We start from the raw sequence: 25,718 nt of genomic DNA, 5'->3' as shown, positions 1-25,718 counted from the left end.
TTCGGTTAGGTGAAACCGACGCTACACACCGTGGCGGAACCCAGCGCGACAAACCTCAGCTATTCCAAACTTCAGCGGGACGAACTCCCCGCATCCACCGGCAGGGCGACCGACGTGATGTAACGGGCCTCGTCGGAGGACAGGAACAGTGCCGCATTCGCTACGTCCACCGGTTCGATCCACGGAATGGCAAGCATGTTCATCGTCATCGCCGCCGCAGCGAATTCCTCCCGCGTCGGGTTCTCGAGATCGGGGCGGAACTTGCCGCGCACCAACGGGTTCTGAATCATCGGAGTGTCGACGTTGGTGGGATGAACGGTGTTGACCCGCACGTTGTGCGGCGCCAATTCCTTTGCCAGCGAACGCATCAGACCAACGACTCCATGCTTGGCTGCGGTGTAGTGCGCAACTCCGACCAGCCCCCGCAGTCCGGCGATGGAACTGGTGAGTGTCATCGATCCCCCACCTCGCGCGATCAAGTGCGGCGCCGCAACCGTCGTGGTGTGCCACACCCCGGTCAGGTTCACGTCCAGCATGGTCTGCCACATCGTTTCCGACATCGTCAGAGCCCCGTCGGAAGACGTGATACCAGCTGTAGCGCACACGATGTCGAGTCCGCCGAGCGCTTCGACCCCCGAGTCCACCGCGCTGCGTAGTGCCTCGAGATCCCGAACGTCCACTACCGCAGATTCGACCTTTCGCCCCAGTGCCTCGATCTGGGCTACCGTCTCGGCGAGATCGGATTCCGACGCGGGCGGGGTGACTGTCGTTTCCACCGACGCGCACACGTCGATCGCGATGATGTCCGCACCCTCTTCGGCGAATCGCACGGCCTGAGCCCTGCCGATTCCTCGAGCCGCACCCGTGATCAGCGCGATCTTGCCTTCCAATCGAGAAGTCATCAATTCACACTTTCTGGGTCAGGCCGGCGTCGACCACCAACTGACAGCCGGTCATGTAGCGGGACTCCGCGGATGCGAGAAACAGGACGGCATTGCTGACATCCACCGGATCGACCCAGGGAACAGGCAGCAGGTTGCGTGCGCTCAGTACTGCAGCGGCGTCTGCTTCCGTGGGATTCTCGATGTCCGAGCACAGGTTCGCGAACACTCGCTCGTTGATGATCATCGGGGTACGTACCGAACCCGGATGCACGGAGTTGACGCGAATACCCTCCGCGCCCAACTCGTTGGCCAGCGTTCTGGCCAGGCCCACCACGGCGTGCTTGGCGGCGCTGTAATGACTCGCTCCGGCAATACCTTTGATTCCCGCTGTCGAGCTGACCAGAACGACGGATCCACCGTCGCCGAAGTGCGGAACACAGGCCTTGACGGTGTGCCACGCCCCGGTCAGATTGACGTCGAGCGAGCGGTTCCACACTGCAGGATCGACGGTCCACGACGGTCCCGGCGTGTCGTACACGCCTGCATTCGCGACCACGACGTCCAACCCGCCGAGTCCGGCGACACAATCGGCGACTACCGCGGCGAGATCTTCGAAGTCACGAATGTCCGCGACGCCGGTGACCGCCACGCCTCCACGCTCGCGTACCGCCTGGGCGGTCTCCTCCAGCTCGGACTTTGCCTGCACGACATCCAACGCGATCACGGACGCGCCTTCGTCGGCGAGACGCTCGCAGTGTGAGCGGCCCATCCCGCCGGCCGCACCTGTCACCAGTACACGAAGACCCTCGAGGCGACTCATGCGTGCACCGCACTGTTCAGTTCGAAGCCTCGGTATCCCGCTGCTGCCACGTCTGCACAGATGTCGGAGTAGACACCGAATCCTCCGATGAATGGCATGAATATCCTCGGCTTTCCCGGAATGTTGGCTCCCATGTACCAGGAGTTCGCGGATGGAAACAGCGTCGCCGACGCCCGGCGTGAGCATTCGTCGAGCCAGTTGTCCACGGCTTCGGCACTCGGTTCGATGGTGTCGATGCCCGCCGAATCGAGGTGGTTGATCGCGCCCGCGATCCAGTCCACGTGCTGCTCGGCAGCGAGAATCATGTTGGACAGCACACTCGGGCTACCCGGCCCGGTGACGATGAACAGGTTGGGGAACCCGTGTACTCCGAGGCCTAGATACGTCCTTGGACCCGCATGCCAGTTCTCGCGCAACGTCTCGCCATTGCGGCCGCGGATGTCGATGCGATCGAGCGCTCCCGTCATCGCGTCGAACCCGGTGGCAAACACCAGCGCATCCAGTTCGTAGTGCGCATCGGCCGTCTTGATTCCAGCCTCGTCGATCGCCTCGATCGGTGCGGACTTGAGATCTACCAGGCTGACGTTGTCACGGTTGTAGCTCTGGTAGTAGTTCGTGTCCGTGACAATCCGCTTGGTTCCGATGGGGTGGTCGTTCGGAATGAGCAGGTCGGCGATCGCCTGATCCTGGACTTCCGAGCGAATCTTGCGTTCGGCAAACGCTGCCGCTGTCCCGTTGGCCTCGATGTTGCTCGTCTGGTCTGCGAAGGTCTTGGCGAACAGGACACCGCCGAGCTTCCACCGCTCCTCGTATGCCGCGATTCTCTCGGCCTCCGAGACCTCGAGGGCGCTGCGAGGATCTGAAACGAACGGCGATCCACCGCCACTGCGCTTGGACAGCGCTCGACGCTCTGCGTAGCCGGCCTTGATCTCGGCGCGGCGCTTGTCATCGAGAGGCGTGTTTCCTGCCGGCACACTGTAATTCGCGGACCGCTGGAAAACGTAGAGATGATCGGCCTGCTCGGCGATCAGCGGAATGGATTGGATGCCCGAGGATCCGGTGCCGATCACGCCGACTCGTTTGCCGGTGAAGTCGACGCCCTCGTGCGGCCAGAAACCGGTGTGGAACACCTCGCCACCGAAGGTCTCACGGCCCGCAATGTTCGGAACGTTTGCGGTCGAGAGGCTACCGGTAGCGCACACGACGAAGCGTGAGGTGACGTCGTGACCGCCGTCGGTCTGTACTCGCCACGTGGCAGTACCCTCGTCGAACTGTGCGCTCAGAACGCGTGTGTCGAAGGTGAAGCCAGTGCGTAGGTCGAAGCGATCAGCCACGTGATCGAGGTACGAGAGGATCTCCGGTTGCGCGGCGTACTTCTCGCTCCAGTCCCAATCCTGTTGCAGCTCTTCGGAGAACGAGTAGGAGTAGTCGAAACTCTCGACGTCACAGCGTGCGCCGGGGTAGCGATTGAAATACCACGTGCCGCCCACTCCGGAGCCCGCCTCGAAGCCGTGGACACGCAGCCCCTGCTCGCGAAGTCGGTGCATGGCGTACATGCCAGCGACGCCGGCGCCGATGACTACGACGTCGAGTGGTGCGGTGGAGAAGTCAGGATCGGTCATGGTGGTCACGCTACGAGTGGACTGGTTGGTAGAGGAACGGGTTCTCCCGCTGGGTGGGCGGGCCCGGACGGGTTTGTCCGCCGATCGGGGGACACCGATGTCATCCAGCACTCGGACCCGTAGGTGGACAGACCCGAAGGGATTTCGGGGCCATAGTTGTCTCATCACCGAAACACACGGTCACCGAGACCGACAAATCGAGGAGAAACATCATGGCTACCAACACAATTCGACCCGAAGCAATTTCCTTCTCCGGCCTCAGCATGGCAGCTCTGGTCGCCCGCGCCGCCGGGGCGAACGCGGTGAAGTCGATAACCGACACTTCCGTCACGACGGCGATGATCAGCAATTCGGGCTTCGGGGCCCTGTATCTGGTCGACGCATCCAATCCGAACGGTGACTGGATCGTCCCGCCGGCCGACTACATCCTGCCGAACATGAACGTCAACGTGGTCGCCACGAGCAAGAATCAGAACGACTTTCCCGTCGTGCTGACGTACCGCTCCGACGACGGTGGAGTGTTTGTCTTCAGCGCCACCAACTCGAAGACCAGGGCAGATGCCGGCGGAACGTACGCCCCCGACGGCCACGACGTCACGGTGACGATGACCTCGGGTTACCCGGCCATGAACGTCACGTACGTACTGCGGTGACTCCCGTTCACTCCAACAGACCCTGCCGCATCGCGGCGGCGACGGCGGCACCTCGATCGTTGACTCCGAGTTTCTCGTAGAGGCGCTGCACGTGGGTTTTGACGGTCGAAGGCGCAAGAAAGAGCTGGGAGGCGATGGTGGGGATACTGGCGCCCTGTGCGATCAATCCGAGAACTTCACGCTCACGGGCGCTGAGAGTCGGGCCGGACGGCTCGCTACGGCGACGCACCTCCCCCACCAGTCCGGCAGCGATGCTGGGCGGCAACACATCTCGGCCCGCGGCGCAGTCGAGCACGGCGCTCACGATCTCGGCCCGGGTGGATTCCTTCGGCAGAAATCCGGCAGCACCCGCCTGCAGAGCCTGATACACGACGGACGATTCGTCGTGAGCACTGAGCAGGAGCACCCTGGTCGGCAACTCGTCTCGAACCACTGCTGCTGCCACCTGGGTCCCGTCCAGGTGCGGCATCCGGAAATCGATCAGCGCCACCTTCGGGCGTAATTCCCGAATCATTGCGAGCGCAGCTGCGCCGTCGTCGGCCTCGCCCAGAACGTCGATGCGGTCACTGCCGGTCAGGGCCCGAACCACGCCCTCACGAAACAACGGGTGATCGTCGCCGACCACCACGGAAACCTTGCCGACCACCGGCTTCGTGCCTTCTCGCATTGCTCACTTTCTCACGCCCGTACCAGCAATGCGAGCACTTGCGCCTCCCCCGATCGGGGGACACGCGATTCAACCCCGCCACGGCCCCGTCGGCGGACATACAGCAGCCCTGATTCGCGACAAGATTGATTCATCGCCGAGAACGGCAACCACACACCAGCCCAGGAGCAGACATCATGCGTACCAACACCACTCGCTTCGTAGCAGTCACCGCGATCGCCCTCGCTCTCGGCGGAACCGCACTGGGAACCGCGGCGGTCGCCAACGCCGGCACCATGCCGACCGACGGCCCGACGGTTGCCATGACCATCACCAACAACACCGACAACCCGATGCTGCTGGACAGCGCGTCCAACCCCTACGGACAGTGGATCAACGGCCCCCGCTCCTACCTGGCTCCGCACACGACCGAAATCGTCACCGCCTACAGCAGCGATCCGCGCGGCATCGGTGTCGACGTCACCTACAACGTGGCCGACGGAGTCCAGACCGTCATGGCGGCCAACAACTACGCCGGCAACCCCACCCTCGACGGGACCCGCATCATCGGTGACCCGACGCACGTCATCCTCACCGACTACATGGCCACCGGCTACCCCACGATGAACGCCTCCTACGACGTCTTCACGCAGAACTGAACCGAGCGTTGAAGCAACCACGAACTTGATCCGCTACGGCCCACGACCCGGTATCCGCATGGATGTCGGGACGTGGTGTGCGCTGACCAACTCAGACGCGTTCGACCAACACGCAGCGGGCACCACTGAAGATCGTAGGCATGCACTTGTTGCAGTGGATGCACAGTGATTGGGTATCGGATTCGGCTGCGATCCGATTGATCAGATCCGGTTCTCTGAGCAGTGCCCGTGCCATGGCGACGAACTCGAACCCTTCCGCCATTGCGGTATCCATGCCCGCTTTGTCCGTGACACCGCCGAGCAGCACGAGCGGCAACTTCACCGCAGCACGGATCTGCCGAGCCTCTTCCAGCATGAACAGCGGCTTGTACGGATAGGCATGCAACATGCTCTTGCCCACCAACTGCACGCCGAGTCGAACAGGTTGCGGCATCGCGGCGGCAAACTCGCGGATCGGCGCATCGCCCTTGAACAGGTACATCGGGTTGAGCAGTGAGCTACCCATCGTCAACTCGAGCGCATCGACACTTCCGGATGCCTCGAGCCACTGCGCCACCTGGATTGCTTCGTCCACCCAGAATCCACCTGGCACACCGTCATCCATGTTCAGCTTGGCCAAGATCGCGATCTTGTCACCGACGGCGTCGCGCACACTGCGCGCAGTTTCGAGTACGACGCGAGCCCGGTTCTCGAGCGATCCGCCGTAGGAGTCCTTACGACGGTTGAGTTTCGGACTCAGGAACGAGCTCGCGAAATAGTTGTGACCGAAGTGGATCTCGACGGCGTCGAATCCTGCTTCGACGGCAAGTCGCGCAGCGCTCCCGTGCGCCGCCGCAATTCTGGTGATGTCCGCTGTGGTGGCAGTGCGAATCATCCTCATGCTCAACGGATTGAACGAACTCGACGGTGCCAGCGCAGGCAGTCCGGTCGACTTCTGATTCGCGACGGGGCCGGCGTGCCCGAGCTGCGCCGATGCTGCTGCCCCTTCGGCGTGAATGGCATCGGTGAGTCGTCGCAGTCCGGGGAGGGCATCGGGCCGCATCCACAGCTGGCCGTATTCGGTGCGCCCTTCCGGTGCGACGGCGCAATACGCGACGGTGGACATCCCGACTCCGCCGGCTGCCGGGCGGCGATGGAACTCGATCAGCTCGTCGGTGACCAGGGCGTCGGGAGTTTTGCCTTCGAATGTCGCGGACTTGATGATTCGATTTCGCAAGGTCACCGGGCCCAGCTTTGCCGGGGCGAGCACGTCGGGAGCAGTCATCAAGTTTGCCTCTCGCAGGGGTTGTTTGCTGGACGGTAGATCGATGGTCCAGAGCTGGCCAGCCCCCGTGCCACGGAGCGGGAAAACAACTTCAGCCCGGCCGAGGTGGCCGGGCTGAAGTGACATCGCTGCAGATCAGATGCGTCCGAAGTACGCGTCCTTGAGCACTGCCAGGTCGTCGATGTCCTTGGCGTCGGCATCGAGGACCACCTTGCCGATGTCGAGGACCGTCACGTGATCGGCGACGCTCATCGCGGCCTCCACTGCCTGCTCCACCAGCAGAACAGCCAGGCCGGTTTCCTTGAGCTGCTGGACGCGGTCCATCACCTCACCGACGATCACCGGAGCCAGCCCGCCCGACGGTTCGTCGAGAAGGAGCAACCGCGGCTGCGCCATCAGCGCTGCGCCGATCGCGAGCATCTGCTGCTGACCGCCCGACATGGAACCGGCGGGAAGCGCACGCTTCTCCCCCAGGATCGGGAACATCTCGTACATGGACTCGACGGATTCCATCAGCTCGCCGCGCTTTGCCTTGCGGGTGTACCCGCCCAGCAGAAGGTTCTGCTCGACGGTCTGCTTGTGAAAGACCCGCTTACCCTCCTGCACGTACGCCATACCCTGCCGCACCCGCTTGTGGGCGGGAACTCCGGTGATGTCGGCACCGTCCATTTCGACGGTTCCAGAGGCCACCTTGTTGAGGCCGGACAGAGCACGGAGCGTGCTCGTCTTGCCTGCACCGTTGCGCCCGAGCAGGGCTGTCACCTGACCGGGATAGACGTCGAACGAGACATCCCAGACGACGCGCAGATCGCCGTACCCGGTCTGCAGGTTACGGACCTTCAGAATCGGTTCCATCACTTCACCTCGCTGGTCTGATGGTCTACCGCGCCGATTTCTTCGAGCAGCGCATCCTCATCACCGGACTTGACTCCGAGGTATTCGCTCAACACGCGCGGGTGATGTTCGATCGTCGCCGCATCGCCGGTGGCGATCACCTGCCCCTGCGCCAGTACCACGATCTCGTCGGCCAGCGAGAGCACGAGGCGGAAGTTGTGCTCCACCAACACCACTGTGGCCCCAGCATCTCGCAGTACCCGGATCAGGTCTGCCAGGCGTTCGAGTTCGTCCTCGTCGAGTCCGGACGCAACCTCGTCGAAGAGGACGACCCTCGGCTCGGCGATGACGGCGCGAGCAACTTCGAGCATGCGACGCATCCCCAGGGGCAGCGACGTCGCGATCTCGTTGCGCAGGTGCGACATCCCCACGAGCTCGAGAACACGCTCTGCCTCGACGATGTCGGCCTTCGCGATCCTGCGGAAGCTGGGCAGGCGAAGCACAGCCGACGCCATCGACGCGCGGTGCACCGAATAACGTCCGGATGCAACAGCTTCCAGAACCGTGATGTTCTCCGGAATCGTCGGAGTTTGGAACGTCCGCGCCACACCCACGCGCGCCACCTTGTGCGGCGACGACTGCGAGACCACCGTGTCACCGATTGTGATCACACCGGCGTCCGCGGTGTAGAAGCCGCAGATCATGTTGAGCATGGTCGTCTTACCCGAACCGTTGGGCCCGATCAACGCGGTGACCTTACCTGCCTCTGCGGTCAGGGTTGCCGCATTGAGAGCCTGGTTGCCACCGAATGCCTTGGACACTCCGTCGACCACCAACCGTGCGCCGTTGATCGGCGCCAGTTCCGGTGTTCCGCCGCTGTTTTCCTTTGCGGTGACTACGCCCAGTCCGGCCCTGCGATCGAGTTTCGAGACGATCGCTCGCCCGACCTTGGTCAGCCCACCGGAGAGCAGCACACCGCCGATGATCAGGAAGCCTCCGTAGAAGATCAGCGAGTATTCCTGAAATGCCGTCGACTGGTTGGGACCGAGCTGCATGATCGCGGCACCGACTACGGCGCCGTACACACTTGCCGCACCGCCCAGAATGGATGCCGCCAGAACCGCTGTGGCAAAGGTGAACCCGAAGGCTTCCGGCGAGATGAACAGGTCGGTATTGGCGAACAACGCACCCGCCAGGCCGGCCGGGAACGCACCGATCGCATAGCCGAGCAGTTTCATCCGGAACACCGACACACCCTGCGACGACGCCAGCACCGGCGACTGCTTGAGCGTGCGGAACGCGATGCCGTGGCGCGAGACCACCAGGTTGCGCATCACCGCGAACCAGAGGACGGTGACCACGACAACCACCATGTAGTACTGCTGGGTGTCGAGTTCGGAGCCGAAGAGCGTCGGTGGCTCCATACCGGTGAGGCCGTTTCGGCCGCCGGTCTTGCCGCCGAAGATCGCCAGTACGTCCGGTACCAGCAGGACCAGGAAGAACGACGTCATCGCCAGGGACCAGTTGCCCAGTCGCAGACCGGGAACGCCGGTCAAGATGCCGACGCCCAATGCCACGGCACCGGCCGCAGCGAGCTGGACCAGGATGTCGGTGTGACCGGCCTGGGACATCAGACCCGCGGTGTATGCACCCGCCGCGTACATCGCGGCCTGGCCGAGCGCCAGTTCACCGGCAAAGCCGAGGCTCAGGTTCAGGCCGCTGACCACAAGTGCCAGGATGCAGGCCAATTGAATCTGCCGTGATGTCGACAGGTCGAGCCCCATCACGGGCAGCAGCAAGATCACTACCGCCAGGACCAGCGGGATGATCCAACTCGGAAGGGAACGGAAAGTCCGCCACGCGCTTACCATTTCACACCACCCGTTCTCGGACGTTGCCGAACAAGCCGGCAGGTTTGACCATCAAGATGATGATCAGCACCGTGAAGACGGCGATATTGCTGTACTGACTTCCCGCCCACAGGGCGGTGAACGATTCCACCAGGCCGACGGTCAGGCCGCCGATCAAAGCGCCTGGCAGAGAGCCGAACCCGCCGATCGCCAAAGCCACGAATCCCTTGAGGGCCAGCGCGGCACCCAACGTCGCAACTGCAAACGTCTTGGGGCCGACAAGGAGTCCGAGGACACCGGCCAATGCACCCGAGAAGGCAAACGCACCCAGCGCCAACCGTCGTACATTGACTCCTCGCAGCATCGCCGCTTCACGATCCTCGGAGATGCCGATCAGAGCCAGACCCGTCATGGTCTTCTTCGAGACGTAACTCAACCCGATGACCAGTGCAATAGCCGCAACAAGCAGAGCGATCTCCACCGGGTAGGTACGGCCGCCGAGTAGGGTGATCGGTTCGTTCGATCCGAAGAACGGAACCGTGAGAGGTTCACTACCCCAAATCAATTGAGTTGCACCATTGAGCAGCGTGGCAACGCCAAGCGTGGTGACCAGCTGGTTCTGGTGATCGGCCACCGGTCTGATCGCGACGATCTCCTCGACCGAGGCGAGGAGCATCACGGTCACGGTTGCCATGACGGCCACCACGAGAACGGGAAGTTTCAGGGTCACGAGACCCGTGTAGGCGACGAAAGTGCCCACCATCATCAGCTGAGCTTGAGCGAAGTTGAACGTGTTGGAGGAAACGAAAACGATGTTGTACCCGATGGCAACCAGCACGTAGACCGCGCCGAGCGCCAATCCGGACCACAGAATGGTCATGACGCAGCCGGGTTTCCGAACTGACCGTTGAGGATCTTCGTCGGGCTGATGAACTTCAGCTCACTGGTATCCGGGTTCGGGCCGTGGTTGTCAGAGCTGAAGTTGTAGCGCGAGAGGAATGCGGTCTTGGCATTCTCCTGAACCTCTGCGGTTTCCAGTGCTTCGGCGAGCTTCTTCGGATCGGTCGAACTGCCGACCTTCTCCGCTGCTGCCGCGACGAGGGGGAATGCGTCGTAGTTGTCCGCGAGGATCAGCGTCGACGGGATCGAGCCCAGCGACGCCATCGTGTCCACCATCGTGTTGACGAGCGCGTTGTTCGGATCGAACACCGTGCTGGTGAACACCTGCGTCACCAGGTTCTTCACCTGCGGGGTGCCGAGCACACCGGCGGGCGGATCATTGGCGATGAGGTTGGTGGCAGAGACCGACGTGTTGCCGATCAACGGCACGTCCCAGCCGAGTCGCTCCAGGCTCTGCAACACGTATCCGAGCGGGGCGCCGTACGCGTCCAACGCGATTGCCGTTGCACCGGCATTCTTGAGGGACTGCAACTGCGCCGTCATGTCCAGAGCAGCGGCGTCGTATTCTTCGTTGCCGGCAGCCTTCAGACCGACCTTCTCGAGCGCACCGGTCATCTCCTCGCCGAAGAGTTCACCGTAAGCGGTACTACCGTGCAGGACTCCGACGCTGCTGTAGCCCTTGGTCTTTGCATACTCGGAGATGCCGCGAGCGGTGTCGGTCGCGCCCGGAGCCAGGTCGAAGTTCAGCGGGAACTTCGAGGGGTCCGTGGAATCGGGAGAAGGCGCCATGCTCAGCGAGAGGATGTTGTTCTGCTTGAGGATCGGGAGAACCGCAGCCGCGATCGACGAAGGACCCGAGTTGAGGTAGAGGTCAGGCTTGTTCCCCGAGTTGATGGCTTCGCGCAGCTTGGTGACAGCGATGGTTGCATCACCCGCGTCATCGACAGTGGTGAGCTCGATCTGACGGCCGCCGATGCCCCCGGCCTCGTTCTGGACCTGAACGCCGGCCTTCGTGGCCAGCAGGGAAGTCTGCGAGTTCGCCGCGAGAACACCCTGCGCACTGATCCCGCCGGTCAGCAGGACGCGGTACGGCGAATCCGCGCCACCTTCGGACTCCGAAGAACCACTACACCCCGCGAGAGCCAGAGCCGTCACGGCAACTGCCGCAACAAGAATGGGCCGACGATTCATGTCTGCACTCCTAGAACACATGTATGCACCGAACGTCAGGCGAATACCTGACGAAAGAAGGATCGGCCGGTGGGAACGCCTGATTTCGAGCACCAGCCAACCAAGCGCCCGCTTGATGATCTAGCAAGCAGTTGCTTGGGTTGGAGCATAGAATGTGATCTGGATAACGTCAAACGCACAAAAGAGGAGACATGGAAGCGGACGCTATGCATATGCGGGCGGCCTCGACAGACCGATTCCCGCTGGGTGGAAACGCCAAAACGGCCCCACGCCCTGCGGGATTCGATGAGGTGAATCCGAGCAGGGCGTGGAGCCGTTTGCGTAAAAGTCTGAACTATCGCTGGTTTCGTGGTTTCCAAACCACCAACGCGTTGTTGCGTGGAATCGGAACGAGGTCCCGGCGATAGCCCGCATGGACTTTCGCGATTTCCTCGGCCAGTTCGCGGACGCGATGCTGCAGAGCCTCGACCTGGTTGGTCAGTTCGATGATCCGTTTGATTCCGGCGAGGTTGACGCCCTCGTCCTGCGAAAGCCGTTGCACTTCACGCAGAAGCGCAACATCACGCGGGGAGTAGCGTCGTCCGCCACCAGTGGTTCGGTGAGGGGTGACCAAACCGAGTCGATCGTAGTTACGCAAGGTCTGCGCATGCATTCCGGCCAACTCGGCTGCCACCGAGATCACGAAGATCTGGGCGTCAGGATCGACCGTCGCATCCCATTGATTCTGCGGTCGTTCGGTCATCATGCACCGGCCCACCCGGCCCGTGGATCGAACCCGCTCGCCTTCTCGGCTTCGAGATAGGTCTTCAGCGCTTCGATCGCCGGGTCGTCCAACTTCTGCGGGACGGATACCTTGACGGTGACCAGAAGGTCGCCTGCCCCCTCGGGACGCTTGGGGATGCCGCGTCCGCGAACTCGCAGAATGCGTCCGTCCACCGTTCCGGCCGGAACCTTCACTCCGACGCGGCCGTCCAGGGTCGGCACGGACAGCGTCGTCCCGAGCACCAGTTCGCCGTAGCTCACCGGAACCGTCAGCGTCAGATCGTCGCCGTTACGGCCGAAGACATTGTCCGGCTTGACGCGGATGTTGACGAACAGGTCACCCGCCGGAGCTCCGCGGAGACCCGCTTCGCCCTTGCCCTTGAGTCTGATTTTCTGACCGTCGCTCACGCCTGCCGGCACGCGAACCGTGATGGTCCGTGTCCGGTTGGTGACGCCGCTACCGTGGCAGTCCTCGCAAGGCGAGTCGATGATCGAGCCGGTTCCCCGGCAGTCGTCACACGGCTCACTGAATCCGAATGCGCCCTGGTTGCGGCTGACCACGCCGGTTCCGTTGCAATGCGGGCACACTCGCGGGCTGGTGCCCGGCTTTGCGCCGCTGCCGTGACACGTGGTGCACGACGTCGGGCTGGTCAGACGAAGTGGGACGGTGACACCGAGCGCCGCTTCGCGGAAGGCGAGCGTCGTCTCGGTCTCGAGGTCCTTGCCTCGACGCGGGCGGTTGGGCGCAGCGGTGCGCTGGCCCGCTCCCCCGCGATTGAACAATCCGCCGAAGATGTCTCCGAGACCCGAGTCCTGCCCGCCGGCACCGCCGCCGAACAGGTCGTTGATGTCGAAACCACCAGCGCCGGGGTTGAATCCACCGCCACCTTGCGCACGGGGACCGAAGCCTCCGCTGGCAAAGAGACGCCTGGCCTCGTCGTACTCCTTGCGCTTGTCCGGATCAGACAGAACGGCATGAGCTTCACTGACGGACTTGAAACGCTCTTCGGCCTTCGCATCGTCAGGGTTGGCGTCGGGATGAAGATCCCGGGCCAGCTTGCGATACGCCTTCTTGATTTCGTCGGCCGTCGCGGTGGACGAGACGCCCAGCTCCTTGTAGAAGTCCTTCTCGATCCACTCCCGTTGACTCACTGGGCGTCTCCTCCTCTCACTCTTACTTCGCTTCTTGTTCTGAACCGTCTGCAGGCTTGTCGCCTACCCGGTCCGTCACGGCCACCATTGCGGTCCGAAGGACCCGGTCGCCGAGCTTGTAACCCTTGCGCATGACCGTCCCGAGTACGGGGTCGTGGCCTTCGCCTTCATGCTGCACCGCTTCGTGGAGTGCGGGATCGAAATCGTCGCCCTCGTTACCGAAGTCGGTCAAACCCAGACCCGTCAGGGTCGTGTTGAGCTTGTCCGCGAGTGCACGCAGTGGACCTGATTCGAGGTCACCGTGTGCCCGAGCGCGATCCAGGTCGTCGAGGATTCCGATGAGTTCGGTGATGACCGAAGCTCGCGCGGTTTCCTTGATGACCTGCTTGTCACGCTCGACGCGACGACGGTAGTTGGTGAACTCCGCCTGAAGTCGCTGCAGATCCGCAGTTCGTTCGGCGAGCTGATCGGTGGCGGATGCTTCCTCCACGATCGACTCTGCTTCCTGAACTACCCCTGTGTCTTCCGAGTCGAGCGGCGGCAGGGATTCCCCCGCCGCCTCTCCCTGTGCACCGGTCTCGGGGTCGACCGGGTTGTTCTCGGAGTTGTCCGAGGTCACTTCTTGTCCGAGTCGGTGGGCTCGTCGACAACCTCGGCGTCGACGACGTCGTCGTCATTGCCTGCGCCGTCGGTGTTTCCGGCCTCGTTTGCAGCGGAAGCCTCGTAGATGGCCTGGCCCAGAGCCTGCGACTCGGTGCCCAGCTTCTCCACCGCGGTCTTCACTGCAGCGATGTCGGTGCCTGCCAGGGCGTCGTTGACGTCCTTGACCGCTGCCTCGACCTTGGTCAGGATCTCCTCGGAGACCTTGCCCGCGTTCTCACCTTCACGCTGCTCCTTGACGAACTTCTCCGTCTGGTGGACCAGCGACTCGGCCTGGTTGCGGACCTCTGCCTCTTCGCGACGTGCCTTGTCTTCCTCGGCGTGAGCCTCGGCGTCCTTGACCATGCGCTCGATCTCTTCCTTGGACAGACCGGAGCCGTCCTGGATCTTGATCGTGTTTTCCTTGCCGGTGCCCTTGTCCTTCGCCGTCACGTGCACGATGCCGTTGGCGTCGATGTCGAAGGTGACCTCGATCTGCGGAACGCCACGCGGGGCGGGCGGCAGATCGGTGAGCTCGAAGGAGCCGAGCAGCTTGTTGTGCGAAGCGATTTCGCGCTCACCCTGGAAGACCTGGATCTGCACCGAAGGCTGATTGTCGTCAGCGGTGGTGAAGGTCTCGGAACGCTTCGTGGGGATGGTGGTGTTGCGCTCGATGAGCTTGGTCATCACGCCACCCTTGGTTTCGATACCGAGGGAAAGCGGCGTGACGTCGAGGAGCAGAACGTCCTTGACCTCGCCCTTGAGCACGCCGGCCTGGAGTGCGGCGCCGACTGCGACGACCTCGTCCGGGTTGACACCCTTGTTGGGCTCACGGCCACCGGTCAGTTCACGAACCAGATCGGAGACTGCCGGCATACGGGTGGAGCCACCGACGAGCACGACATGGTCGATGTCCTTGACGGCGATTCCGCTGTCCTTGATCACTGCCTGGAACGGCGCACGGGTGCGATCGAGCAGGTCCGAGGTGATCTTCTGGAACTCGCTGCGGGAGAGCTGCTCGTCCAGGAAGAGCGGGTTCTTGTCCGCGTCGACCGTGATGTACGGGAGGTTGATGGAGGTGCTCTGCGAGCTGGAGAGCTCGATCTTCGCCTTCTCCGCAGCCTCACGCAGACGCTGCAGGGCCATCTTGTCCTTGGTCAGATCGATGCCGTTCTGAGCCTTGAACTTGTCGACCAGCCAAGCGACGACGCGCTCGTCCCAGTCGTCGCCACCGAGGTGGTTGTCACCGGAGGTTGCGCGAACCTCGACGACGCCGTCGCCGATTTCGAGCAGGGAGACGTCGAAGGTGCCGCCACCGAGGTCGAAGACCAGAATAGTCTGCTCGGTGTCACCCTTGTCCAGTCCGTATGCCAGTGCAGCCGCGGTGGGCTCGTTGACGATACGAAGGACGTTGAGGCCGGCGATCTGGCCGGCTTCCTTGGTTGCCTGACGCTGTGCGTCCTCGAAGTATGCGGGGACGGTGATGACGGCGTCGGTGATGTCTTCGCCGAGGTAAGCCTCCGCGTCACGCTTGAGCTTCATGAGCGTGCGGGCGCTGATTTCCTGCGGCGTGTACTTCTTGCCGTCGATTTCCACGTTCCAGTCAGTGCCGATGTGGCGCTTGACGGAGCGGAGGGTGCGGTCGACGTTCGTGACTGCCTGGTTCTTCGCGGGCTGACCGACGAGAACCTCGCCGTTCTTGGCAAATGCGACCACCGAGGGGGTGGTACGTGAGCCTTCGGCGTTGGCGACCACTACGGGCTCGCCGCCCTCCAGCACTGCAACTACCGAGTTGGTCGTACCGAGATCGATACCGACTGCACGAGCCATAGTGTTCCTACCTTTCGTTCTGCGGTTTTCTGCCCGAGTGGTTGATCTCGAACATGACCGCGAGTTTTTCGCTTGGTGAGCGTCCTCCGCTCAAGTTTGCCTCCGACCGTGGCCGGGAGTCAACTTGAAGTTGAGCCGAGGGCGCTCAAGCTTGTCGAAATGGTCAACTACAGCCCACGTAGATTTGTTCCCGCCTTCCCCGAAAAGCCGAAAAAGTGCGCCACATCACTTCCGAATCTCTCCGAATGGCTACGATCGGCCGGTGACCGATCCCGACAATTCTCCCGTTCGACCTGCTCGACCGGCGCCGGCGCGCCCGGCACCCGAGCGACCCGACGTCTCGGTTCGGCCGCTCCGACCTGCAGCGAACGACGAGATACCCAAGGCCGTGACCTTGTCCACCTCTGCCTGGATCGGCTCGTTCGTCGTCGTGGCCGGTATCGCCGGAGTGGTAGTCACCAGCCTCGACGACGTCCGGTCAGCCCTCGAAGAATCGACTGCGCGCGACAATCCCGGATACTCGTCCACCGACATCTCCGATGCCGTGACGGTCGTACTGGCCGGCAGTGGCGGCGGCGCTCTCGTCCTGATCCTGCTCGCACTCATGAGCCTTCAACTCCTCCGTGCCCGCAAGAACGCCGGGCGGGTGATGACGGCGATCATCGGAGCCCTCAGCATCGCGGCCGCACTCGGCTTCATGTCTCTGGTCGACGGCGCTGCGGATATCGGCGCCGGAGTTCTGAGATGGGGTCCGATTCTCTACTGCGTCCTTGTAGCAGTGGCGGCGATCGCTCCGTTTGCTCCCGGTGTCAGCACCTGGCTGCGAGTACGCCGATGAAGGTTCACGTACAACTCGACTCCGCGCCGGGCGCGGGCGCTGCTCGCAGCCGTGAACTCGCGGACACCGGCGCCGGTGGCCTGTTCACATTCGAGGGACCACACGACGTGTTCTTCCCGCTCGTCGAAGCGGCATCGGCCGTCGACCTCGACCTGATGACCAACGTCGCCATCGCATTCCCCCGCAGTCCCATGCATCTGGCGCATTCGGCCAACGACCTACAGTTGCTCAGTCGCGGCCACTTTCGCCTCGGTCTCGGATCGCAGATCAAACCGCACATCGAAAAACGCTACAGCGCAACGTGGTCGCGTCCAGCGGCCCGCATGAAGGAGACGGTCGCAGCGGTCAAGGCGATCTTCACGGCGTGGGAGAACACCTCGACGCTGAACTTCCGCGGCGAGTTCTTCACCCACACTCTGATGCCCCCGACGTTCGATCCAGGCCCCAATCCCTATGGACCGCCGCCCATCCTGATGGGTGCGCTCGGACCGGTGATGACCCGGACGGCGGCGGAGGTGGCCGACGGACTCCTGGTCATGCCGTTCCACACGCAACGCCATTTCCTCGAACGAACACTTCCGGCCGTCGATGCCGGCCTCCGTGAATCCGGCCGCACCCGAGACGAATTCACGATCATCCCGCAGGTCATCGTCGGCGTCGGCCGCGGCGACGATCAACTTGCCGCGGCCGCCCGAGGCGTCCGAGCCCTGCTCTCGTTCTACGGTTCGACGCCCGCATACCGTCCGGTGCTCGACGTCGAAGGGTGGGGCGAGGTCCAACCGGAACTCAATGCCCTGTCGAAGCGAGGTGGTTACGCCGACATGGCATCACTGATCACCGATCCGATGCTGACAACACTCGCCGTCGTCGGCACCCCCGAAGAGTGTGCTGCCGAGATTCGGCGGCGGTTCGGCGAGCATGCCGACGAAGTGTGCTGCTACTTCCCGGGTTACGACGTAGAACCGTCAGACGTGGCGTCGATGATCTCGCTTCTCACCTGAACCTGGTCGAACTTCCTGATCAGGCCCCCAAGGTACGGGCCAGCTCGGTCAACGACTCCCGGGCAGCACGCAGGCTCGCGTCACCCTGCTCGATCAGCGGTGCCATCGCCGGAATACGCTGCGCCAAAGTCAGTTCCGCGGTGATGACGGAGACATCCATTCCCATCGACACCCCGAGCACCTGAACGAGTGGCGGGACGGTGTGATCGTTGGCCTCGTTCCCCGAGCCCGGTGCATAGGTGTTCCCACGGCTGGACACGATCACCACGGGCTTACCTGCGAGCGGCTGAGTACGCGTGTCGAAAGGCACCGTCGTCCCCAGGACGTGCACGTAATCTATCCACGCCTTCAACGTGGACGGGATCGACCAGTTGTACATCGGCGCGCCGATCACGACTACGTCTGCAGCGGTAAGTTGCTCGATGACCCGAGCCTGTAGTGCTTCCGCGGCGGGATCCGGAATCTCTCCCTCGACCCGCAAACGTGGTGCATAGTGCAGAGCCGCGTCCGCGAGGTGCGGCAAGGGATCCCGGTGCAGGTCCACCGTCACCGTCGTGTGATCCGGACTGTTGTTCGACCACTGCTGAGCGAACAGGGCGGTGAGTTCACGAGAGGTCGAGTTGTGGAGTTCGGCAGACGAATCAATGTGAAGTAGCTGTGGCATCCTTCATCAGTACCAGAGCGCGCTCAACTCTTCTCCGCGGCGAGATCGGATTCTGCCGCGTACTGCGCCAGCAGGACACGTTCGCGCTCGCGGCGCGGATAGAAGAACGTCACCACCGCGGCACCGGCACACACGATGATGATCGCCGCGATGTAGGCGTTTGTATCCCCGTCCAGGAAGGCGTTTTTGGCGGCGGTCATGATTTGGTCCGCGTATTGCGGGTAGCGTTCCGCGAGAACTTCGGCGCTGGAGAAAGATTTGGTGAGCGCGGCCTGAGTTTCGGGAGTCACCTCGGATGCGTTCGGCGAGGACGAGATCGCATTCCCCAACGATTTTGCGTACCCGGCCGTGAGTATTCCGCCGAGAATCGACTGCATGATGGCGCCGCCCAGGTCGCGTTGCAGGTCCGAGGTTCCCGACGCCATACCAGCGCGGTGCACGGGAACGGATCCGGTCAGCGAACGCGATGCCGGTGTGCCGGCCAGGCCGACGCCGATCCCGACAAGCGCATAGGCCAGCGCGACCTGCCAATACTGTGTGCTTTCGTTCCACAGGAAAAGCGCGACAAACAACCCGAGAACCACGAACAGGTAGCCGGAGAGCAGCGTGACGCGGGCGCCGTACCTTTCGATCATGGTCGCCGAGCGCGGCGCAACGATCACCATCGCCAGCGCAGCCGGAATGATCGCCGCACCGGCTGCCAGCGTCGAGTAGCCGAGGACGTTCTGCAGGAACTGCTGGCCGATGAACATCGCGCCCATGAGCGAACCGAACACGACCAACCCGCCCACCGCCGCGACCCAGAAGGTCGGGCGCGCAGCTACGTGAAGATCGAACAGCGGATTGACCGCGCGTCGCTGTTGCAGGAAGAACCCGATACCCGCGACGACCGCTATCGCCCCGAGCACCAGAGCCAACGTGCCCGAACCCTTCACCGGCGCAAAGTTGATGGACAGCACCAGCGCCCCGATGAAGACGATCGACACTATGCCGCCGAGGTGATCAACTCGCTCGGTCGTCTCGTTGACGTGCGCGGGCACCAACACCAGCGAACAGATCAGTGCCACGAGAGCCAACGGAAGGGTGACGAAGAAGACCGAACCCCAGTGAAACTGCTCGAGCAGCGCCCCCGAGACGATCGGACCGAGTGCTGAAATCGCGCCACCGATTGCGGACCACATGGCAATCGCCTTGGTTCGTGCCGGTCCGGCCCACAGCGCCGTGATGATCGCCAGCGTGGTCGGGAATGCGAGACCTGCCGAGACGCCTCCGACTATCCGAGCAAGGAACAGCACTTCGAAGTTCCCGGCGAATCCAGCCACGATCGACGCCGGAATGGACAGCGCCATGCCGGTGACCAGCAGCATCTTGCGGCCGTATCGGTCTCCCAACGCCCCAAGGTAGAGCACCGTTCCGGCCAGGCCCAACGAGTACCCGACCGCGATCAGGTTCAGTTGTGTCTGGCTGGCGTCGAAGGCCCGCCCGATGTCCGGCAGCGCGACATTCGCGACCGAGAGATTGAGATTCGCGACCGCAGCGACCAGGATGAGCGTCCCCAGGACGAGGGTGGCTCGATCCGGTGAAGCGGACTTGATGTCACTCGCCATGCGCGTGCTCCCATCGAGGTGGGACCCGAACCTGGGAGTTATGTCCGGGTCATCCCGAACTCAAGATAGAACCCTCTCCAAGCGCTCGCACAGTGAACGGGTCCCTATTCGGGCACAATTTCAGCCAAGGCGCCCTCGGCGCTGCGGGCAGCAACCAGGCAGGCGCGGGAGGTGAACCTGTCGAAGAGCGGATGCCTGGACAACTCCCGCCATCGCCGGACAGCCGCGGTAGCCCGCGCACGCTGGACCTCCGGCGATTCTTCCGGTTCGCAGCCCAACCGGTCACTGGCCCGGATTCCGTAGCCACCGATCAGCCTTTGCAGTTGTGCCAGGTCGTCGGGTGGCAGATCTGTGTGTACCGAACGAAGTCGCCCGAGCAGGCGAAGTTCGTGGAAACCGTGAACGTCGGCGAGCAACCGTTGTGCCTCCGCCGCGATCAGATCGCCTTCCTCACTCGGATCGGCTTCGAGGATTCGGCCCAACGTCACCAGCGCGGTGTGCGATTTCAGTTGATCCGCGCGCTGCCCGAACTGAACGTCGATCACCTGACGAAGTTCGTCCAGTCCGCTTCGCTCCAGCAGTTCCGCGGCCAGAGACGGTGAATCAGTGGCCCCCAGCTTGATCGACGTCACGGCGAGGCGAATTCCGAAGAGCCCGAACCGATCGGCCAATTGCGCCCGCATCGCCGCGTCGACCGGGAGCGGACTGTCCTGCCTGGCAAAACGATCCGCGGAGAGCAGTGCCAGGCTCAGGTCCTCGGATGAAACCTGCGCGAGCGCCGAGAAGGCAGCGAACTCGCTCTGCCGCATCGTCCGTGCGGCGAGTGCCAGCAGACCTGCCACGGGAACCACCGACTGGCACAGGCCGGTTCGCTCCAATTCCTCGGCAAATCGTGCCGCGACGTCCTTCGCCGAAGACAACGCGTCGAGCCTGCCTGCGCCGACCTCGTCGGCACGCGAGAGAACACCGATCACTCCGAGCGGGCCGGATTCTCCGCCGACATGATCAGCGATCTTCCCGAGGAACTGCATGTCACTGGCGTTCAGGGCGCGCAGCAGGTAGACCACCGCGTCCGCGCCGGGCGCACCACCATCGGGAACCAGCATGTCCCAGGTTCGGGCCGAAACCTCGGTCGAGAGCGACGACGTACCTGGGGTGTCGATGATCGTCGTACGAGCCAATGCCGAAGACGGCCAGTCGACGTCGATGCGGTCCACCGAGTCTGCGGTGTACTCCCCCAGATCGAACGTGAGCCTGCCGTCGCGGCGCGTCACCGGCACGTTGAACTCGGCACCGTTCTCGGCCGTCGCAGTCACCTGGGGCGTTGTCCCGTTCCGATACCAGGTGACGACGCGCGTGCACTCCGTCGCGTCGGTAGGCGCTATGTCCTGTCCGACAAGCGAATTGAGCAGCGTCGACTTCCCCGCCTTGAGGGAGCCGGCGAGCGCCACTCGGAGTGGCTCGCCGAGTCGGGCAGCGCATTCGTCCAACTGGGCTCGCGTCTGCGGCTGGTCCGCGTAGACCCGTCTGGCCTGGTCGATCAGAGCATGTGCCGACTCCACGGCGGTCGTGGCACTCATGCGTTGGTCACCTTTGCCGGAGCAGGAGCGGGAGTTTCGCCGATCAGCGTTCCGGCAACGGCGTCAAGCTCTGCGACGACGCGCATGTCGGTCTCCAGACGCTTGATACGAGCGGCGTGTTCGCTCGACTCCAACTGCGCGGCTTCCTGCGTGGCGCGGAGGGATTCGTTGATCGAGCGCAGCGCCTGCTCGGCGATGTCGGTGAAATGATCCCGCAGAAGCCGCTGCACCAGGCGGAGGCGGTCCTTCGACTCCTTGCCCACCTGGAAGCTGACGTCGTCGGCGAACCGTCGGATAGCCGCTTTCGCCTCGGCCCGACGCTTGAGCACCTGTGCTTGTTTGTCTTCGCGATAAGCCTTGGTACCCAGCAGAACCCCGGCTCCGATGGAGATCGGGTTGACCAGTGCCATGCCCATCATCGTGGTGATCAAGCCGAACATCAGGACGCCGCCGTACGAGCCGCGCATGCCGACCAGGACCTTCTGAGTGATGCCGATACGGCCGGATTCGAGGTCCGACAACGCGCCAACCGGTTCCAGGAAACCGTCGGTGTCGGCGACGTCGAGATGCGGGAGCGCGACGTCGCCGGTCTCCGCGAAGTGCTGCGCCACAACTTCTGCCAACCATTGAGCTCGATCGTGAGCCCACACGAAGTTGTCACCGATAGCGGTGGCGATCTCCTGTTCGAGCCACTCCCCCACTACGTCCCAGTCCTTACCTGGATCGCCTTCGTCGACCGTCTCTTCGGCCTGGCGGGTGACCCGGCGCAACCGGTCCCGGAGGTCGTGATCGATGTCGGCGGCGAGGTCTGCAATGCCGTCGCCGAGGCTCTGTTGCCAGAGCGAGGTCTTCTTGTGCAGTTCCTCGGCCGCTGCCCGGGCACGCTGCAGGCCGGCGACCGCCGCTTGAGCGGTGGACGGATCCTTCAGCGCCGCAAGCTCACTGCCCATCTCCAACGTCAGATGTGCTGCCGAGGAACGCACGTCCATCGCAACTGCGCGTCGCGTGTTCGACTCGGCACGCGCAACCACGTTGTCCCGCAGGAACTGATAGAGGTCCAGAAATCCGGATTCCGCCTCGAGTTCCTTGTCCCCCAGCCTCAGTGCGTGCGACCGCAGTACCGAGGAGATCGGAATGAGCGGCAGGTCCAACCCGGCGCGCTGGAGATGTCCGCGATCGGCGTCGAGGATCTGTCGCCAGTGCGGGTACAGATCGGTCTTGCTGATCAGACCGGCCACCGCAGGACACAGATTGACGACCTGGCGGATGAATCCCAGCTCGGGTTCGGTGAACTCCTGACTGGAGTCCGACAGAACCAACACGGCATCGGCCGCAGTGATCAATCCCAATGTTCCTGCAGCATGCGGATTTCCATGACCGCCGACACCGGGGGTGTCGATCAGAACCAAACCGTCGGCCAACAGCGGACTGGGAACACCCACTTCCACACGCAGAACTTCACGCCCTTCGGCGCGAGGCGTGGCCGGGGTGATCCCCATCAGTTCTTCGAGCGGGAGGGGCACCCGGATGGGCGCCGCACCCGGATCGGCGAGAATCAATTCGGCGACCGCGGTCTCCGCGTACTGCACGACCGTCGCCACGGCAGTGGTCTCGTCGTCACCGACCGAACACACGTCGATGCCGAGCAGAGAATTGACGAACTGGCTCTTGCCCTGTTTGAGGGGACCGACCACCACGATACGAATACGTGGATCATTGACTCTGACCTGAGCATTCTCGAGTCGGCGCACCAGATCCGTGCGCCCGAAATCCTTCGCCACGACGGCTGTTCGTTCGAGCAACGACGCCGTCGACGACGCGACGCGCGCCTTCCGACTGCTTACCTGACTCGCTGAATCACTCATGAGCTACGTTGACCCGCAATTCTTCCCGACTCGAATATCCGGCCCTGCGAACGCATAGCGCACGCAGGGCCGGATTTGTTACATCAGGTCATTTTGACCGATTTCAGTTCCTGCGTCAGCAGATCAGGGATGCAGGTGATCGACAACCGCAACCGGGTCGATGTGATCGACCGGTGCTGCAACCGAATCCTCGGCGAAGAGCGAGTGTCCGGTATCGGCGCTCAGTCCCGAACCGGAGCCCGCACCGAAAGCGTCGGTCGCATCGATCGACGACCACGGGTTCAGCGCACCGGTCAAGGAACTTGTCAGGTCGGACACGCCGCTGACTGCTCCACCGAGGGATCCACCCAGGTCAGCGACTCCGCCGCCGCCAACGGTACCGCCACCGTCGACGGTGCCACCGGCAGCCGCGGCTGCGTCGGCACCGATCGAACCTGTCACGTCGGTGACTGCTCCGACAGCCCCGCCGAGCGATCCACCGAGATCGGTGACGCCGTTCAGTGCTCCGCCGAGCGACCCACCCAAACCAGCCGCAGCGTTCGTGGCGGCGTCGAGACCTGCTGTTGCGTCCAGAGCACCGCCCACCGTTGCTCCGAGGTCGCCGGTCACACCGCCGAGGTTCAGGCCGTCTGCCGCGATGCTTCCGAGGTCGACGGAAGGCAGTTCAGCGGAGATCGGGCCAAGGTTCACTGCGCCGAGGTCGACGGAGGGCAGGTCGGCGCCGATCGAACCGGTGTCGATTCCGCCGAGGTTCAGTGCCGTGTCCAGCGCTCCACCGAGTGCGCCTTCGGCACCGAGCACGCTGTCGAGAGAGCCCCCCAGCCCGAGGCCGGCGCCCAGCGCACCGTCCAGCGCGCCGGTGAGGTCCGTGCCCACGGAACCGACAGCACCCAAGCCGCCTGCACCTGCGAGAGCGGTGTCGAGAGCCGCAGCCACACCGGCTGCCAAGCCTGCTTCGCCGCCCAGGCCGAGTGCACCACCGAGGTCGATTCCGGTAAGTCCGCCTGCGCCCAGCGCTGCGTCGAGTGCGCCGCCGAGACCGCCCGCCAGCCCGGCATCGATGCCGAGTGCCGAACCGAGGACACCTTCGAGAGCCGTCGACAGATTCGCACCGCCGCCCAGAGCCGCTGCGAGGTCTGCGCCGAGACCGCCTTCGAGGTCGAGTGCTCCCCCGAGCAGTCCACCGAGTGCGCCGCCCAGGTCGGCTCCGACCGTTCCGCCGGCACCGAGGGCGCCGGAGAGTGCCGCGCTGAGCTGCGCGCCCAGGTCTGCACCCCCGCCGAGTACGGCGTCGAGGTCGAGTCCTCCGCCGAGGCCCAATGCTGCGTCGAGTGCGCCGCCGAGTGCAGTTTCCAAACCGCCGCCGACGCCGAGTGCGCCGCCGAGTGCGCCGCTCAGGGCTGCACCGAGATCGAGGCCGCCCGCGATATCGGTGAGAACGCTGACATCCGTGATCGCTCCGAGGACGCCGCCGAGTGATGCACCCAGATCGGCGCCGATCGTGCCGCCGGCTCCCAGGACACCGGAGAGCGCGCCGGACAACGCCGTGCTGAGGTCGCCCGTCAGAGCGCCGGCCAGATCGAGGCCGCCGCCCAGTGCAAGGGCGGATTCCAGTGCGCCGGTCAGGCTCGCGCCCAGTTCGCCGCCGATGTCGAGGAGTCCGCTGAGGTCTGCTGCGCCGCCGAGGAGTCCACCGAGAGCCAGTCCGAGGTCGGCTCCGAGGTCGCCACCGATGGCAAAGACCGGTGCGAGGGCTCCGCTGAGCCCTGCCGTCAGGTCGAGTCCGCCGACCACACCGATGGCGGCGTCGAGGGCTTCGCCCAGTTCCGCGGTCAGACCGCCGGTCACTCCGAGGGCGCCGCCCAGAGCCGCGCTGAGCTGTGCGCCCAGATCGAGAGCTCCTTCGAGATCGAGTGCACCGCCGAGGCCCAGGCCGGCTTCGATGACGGCGCCGAAGGCTGCGCCGAGGTCGGCACTGATCTCGCCGCCGATGGCAAGCGCAGCGCTGAGGGCTGCTGCGAAGTCGCCGACCAGGTCGAACTGGCCGCCGAGGGCGCCTCCGACTCCGAGGCCTGCACCGGCACCGAGACCCAGGCTGCCGCCGAGGCCGCCACCCAGTCCACCGGTGAGACCACCACCGATTCCGAGACCGCCGCCGATGGCACCCGCAGCGGACGCGCCGGCGTTGACGATCGCGGACAGGTCGGCGCCGCCACCGGCAAAGAGTCCGGACTCGGCAACCAGCGGAGCGACGGCGACGATGTCGGCGGGGCTGACGTCGCACAGACCGGCAGCGTTGAGTGCCGCGGTCGGGTTGGCGCAGTAGTTGGCAGCTGCCTCGTCGTCACGAAGTAGCCCGAGGATGAATTCGAGTACGGCGTTCGTTGCCATGGCGGGTTCTCCTGAAGTTCGTTGACCGGGTTGTTGCCGGTGGGTTGTTGCCGGTGATCCGGAAAC

22 protein-coding genes are annotated in these 25,718 nt (G+C 63.8%); 4 read left to right on the top strand and 18 right to left on the bottom strand.

Features of this window, described 5'->3' with window-relative positions:
• Positions 1-71: 71 nt before the first annotated feature.
• From R4P70_RS12570 to R4P70_RS12560, 3 genes are read right to left on the bottom strand one after another with little or no spacing between them, the layout of a single operon-like run.
• Complete coding sequence (locus R4P70_RS12570) at positions 72-902, bottom strand: mycofactocin-coupled SDR family oxidoreductase (protein ID WP_030535958.1); 831 nt, start codon at positions 900-902, stop codon at positions 72-74.
• A 4-nt stretch (positions 903-906) separates the two neighbouring features.
• Positions 907-1,704 carry a mycofactocin-coupled SDR family oxidoreductase gene (locus tag R4P70_RS12565; protein ID WP_021343228.1) on the bottom strand — a complete coding sequence of 266 codons (798 nt, stop codon included), beginning with the start codon at positions 1,702-1,704 and terminating at the stop codon, positions 907-909.
• Entirely contained in the window at positions 1,701-3,326 is a 1,626-nt protein-coding gene (locus R4P70_RS12560; protein ID WP_031332015.1) for a flavin-containing monooxygenase, read from the bottom strand. The genes R4P70_RS12565 and R4P70_RS12560 overlap by 4 nt, the downstream gene beginning before the upstream one ends.
• 212 nt (positions 3,327-3,538) lie before the next feature.
• Here R4P70_RS12560 and R4P70_RS12555 point away from each other — a divergent pair, with 212 nt between their 5' ends.
• Positions 3,539-3,979, top strand: a complete 441-nt coding sequence (locus R4P70_RS12555; protein WP_019749394.1) for a hypothetical protein — start codon at positions 3,539-3,541, stop codon at positions 3,977-3,979.
• Between the two features lie 7 nt (positions 3,980-3,986).
• On the opposite strand, the gene R4P70_RS12550 is transcribed toward R4P70_RS12555, so the two are convergent.
• Positions 3,987-4,646, bottom strand: coding sequence for a response regulator (locus R4P70_RS12550; protein WP_019749393.1), 660 nt, complete (start codon positions 4,644-4,646; stop codon positions 3,987-3,989).
• A 176-nt stretch (positions 4,647-4,822) separates the two neighbouring features.
• On the opposite strand from R4P70_RS12550, the gene R4P70_RS12545 reads away from it, so the two are divergent.
• Positions 4,823-5,284, top strand: a complete 462-nt coding sequence (locus R4P70_RS12545) for a hypothetical protein (RefSeq protein ID WP_019749392.1) — start codon at positions 4,823-4,825, stop codon at positions 5,282-5,284.
• A gap of 91 nt (positions 5,285-5,375) precedes the next feature.
• On the opposite strand, the gene R4P70_RS12540 is transcribed toward R4P70_RS12545, so the two are convergent.
• The 9 genes from R4P70_RS12540 to dnaK all read right to left on the bottom strand — a co-directional run bounded on the left by R4P70_RS12540 (position 5,376) and on the right by dnaK (position 15,706).
• On the bottom strand, positions 5,376-6,551 hold the full coding sequence (locus tag R4P70_RS12540; protein WP_024487410.1) for an NADH:flavin oxidoreductase: 1,176 nt from the start codon (positions 6,549-6,551) through the stop codon (positions 5,376-5,378).
• A gap of 132 nt (positions 6,552-6,683) precedes the next feature.
• The gene (locus R4P70_RS12535; protein WP_020723665.1) at positions 6,684-7,403 is read right to left on the bottom strand and encodes an ABC transporter ATP-binding protein; all 720 of its coding nucleotides are present in this window, start codon (positions 7,401-7,403) and stop codon (positions 6,684-6,686) included.
• A complete protein-coding gene (locus R4P70_RS12530; RefSeq protein WP_019749389.1) occupies positions 7,403-9,253 on the bottom strand; it encodes an ABC transporter permease subunit in 1,851 nt (616 codons plus the stop codon). The genes R4P70_RS12535 and R4P70_RS12530 overlap by 1 nt, the downstream gene beginning before the upstream one ends.
• A gap of 1 nt (position 9,254) precedes the next feature.
• On the bottom strand, positions 9,255-10,112 hold the full coding sequence (locus R4P70_RS12525) for a branched-chain amino acid ABC transporter permease (protein ID WP_019749388.1): 858 nt from the start codon (positions 10,110-10,112) through the stop codon (positions 9,255-9,257).
• Positions 10,109-11,323, bottom strand: coding sequence for an ABC transporter substrate-binding protein (locus tag R4P70_RS12520; protein ID WP_019749387.1), 1,215 nt, complete (start codon positions 11,321-11,323; stop codon positions 10,109-10,111). Before R4P70_RS12520 ends, R4P70_RS12525 begins: the two co-directional genes overlap by 4 nt.
• Positions 11,324-11,657: 334 nt before the next feature.
• Entirely contained in the window at positions 11,658-12,068 is a 411-nt protein-coding gene (locus R4P70_RS12515; protein WP_003944355.1) for a heat shock protein transcriptional repressor HspR, read from the bottom strand.
• The gene (gene dnaJ, locus R4P70_RS12510) at positions 12,065-13,237 is read right to left on the bottom strand and encodes a molecular chaperone DnaJ (RefSeq protein ID WP_019749386.1); all 1,173 of its coding nucleotides are present in this window, start codon (positions 13,235-13,237) and stop codon (positions 12,065-12,067) included. Before dnaJ ends, R4P70_RS12515 begins: the two co-directional genes overlap by 4 nt.
• A 22-nt stretch (positions 13,238-13,259) precedes the next feature.
• Positions 13,260-13,856: a nucleotide exchange factor GrpE gene (grpE, locus tag R4P70_RS12505; protein WP_019749385.1), complete on the bottom strand. Its 597-nt coding sequence runs from the start codon at positions 13,854-13,856 to the stop codon at positions 13,260-13,262.
• Positions 13,853-15,706 (bottom strand): molecular chaperone DnaK, encoded by a 1,854-nt coding sequence (dnaK, locus tag R4P70_RS12500; RefSeq protein WP_019749384.1) that lies wholly within the window; start codon positions 15,704-15,706, stop codon positions 13,853-13,855. The genes grpE and dnaK overlap by 4 nt, the downstream gene beginning before the upstream one ends.
• A 262-nt stretch (positions 15,707-15,968) precedes the next feature.
• Between dnaK and R4P70_RS12495 the strand changes: the two genes are divergently transcribed.
• The gene (locus R4P70_RS12495) at positions 15,969-16,544 is read left to right on the top strand and encodes a hypothetical protein (protein WP_070797223.1); all 576 of its coding nucleotides are present in this window, start codon (positions 15,969-15,971) and stop codon (positions 16,542-16,544) included.
• Positions 16,541-17,545: a TIGR03617 family F420-dependent LLM class oxidoreductase gene (locus R4P70_RS12490; RefSeq protein ID WP_021334267.1), complete on the top strand. Its 1,005-nt coding sequence runs from the start codon at positions 16,541-16,543 to the stop codon at positions 17,543-17,545. The genes R4P70_RS12495 and R4P70_RS12490 overlap by 4 nt, the downstream gene beginning before the upstream one ends.
• 19 nt (positions 17,546-17,564) lie before the next feature.
• Here the strand turns inward: R4P70_RS12490 and R4P70_RS12485 are convergent, their stop codons facing one another.
• The 5 genes from R4P70_RS12485 to R4P70_RS12465 form a co-directional block, all read right to left on the bottom strand.
• Complete coding sequence (locus R4P70_RS12485; protein WP_134998297.1) at positions 17,565-18,209, bottom strand: FMN-dependent NADH-azoreductase; 645 nt, start codon at positions 18,207-18,209, stop codon at positions 17,565-17,567.
• 23 nt (positions 18,210-18,232) lie between these two features.
• Positions 18,233-19,816 carry an MFS transporter gene (locus R4P70_RS12480; RefSeq protein ID WP_019749380.1) on the bottom strand — a complete coding sequence of 528 codons (1,584 nt, stop codon included), beginning with the start codon at positions 19,814-19,816 and terminating at the stop codon, positions 18,233-18,235.
• 104 nt (positions 19,817-19,920) lie between these two features.
• Positions 19,921-21,396, bottom strand: a complete 1,476-nt coding sequence (locus R4P70_RS12475; RefSeq protein ID WP_317830882.1) for a dynamin family protein — start codon at positions 21,394-21,396, stop codon at positions 19,921-19,923.
• Positions 21,393-23,261 (bottom strand): dynamin family protein, encoded by a 1,869-nt coding sequence (locus tag R4P70_RS12470; RefSeq protein ID WP_021334270.1) that lies wholly within the window; start codon positions 23,259-23,261, stop codon positions 21,393-21,395. Before R4P70_RS12470 ends, R4P70_RS12475 begins: the two co-directional genes overlap by 4 nt.
• A 123-nt stretch (positions 23,262-23,384) precedes the next feature.
• The gene (locus tag R4P70_RS12465) at positions 23,385-25,652 is read right to left on the bottom strand and encodes an IniB N-terminal domain-containing protein (protein WP_317830881.1); all 2,268 of its coding nucleotides are present in this window, start codon (positions 25,650-25,652) and stop codon (positions 23,385-23,387) included.
• Positions 25,653-25,718: the final 66 nt, after the last annotated feature.

It is taken from the genome of Rhodococcus sp. IEGM 1241 (assembly GCF_033142365.1).
Lineage (GTDB): Bacteria > Actinomycetota > Actinomycetes > Mycobacteriales > Mycobacteriaceae > Rhodococcus_F > Rhodococcus_F erythropolis.
The sequence above is the reverse complement of the archived record's forward strand: the minus strand, read 5'-3'. Positions and strand labels throughout refer to the sequence as shown.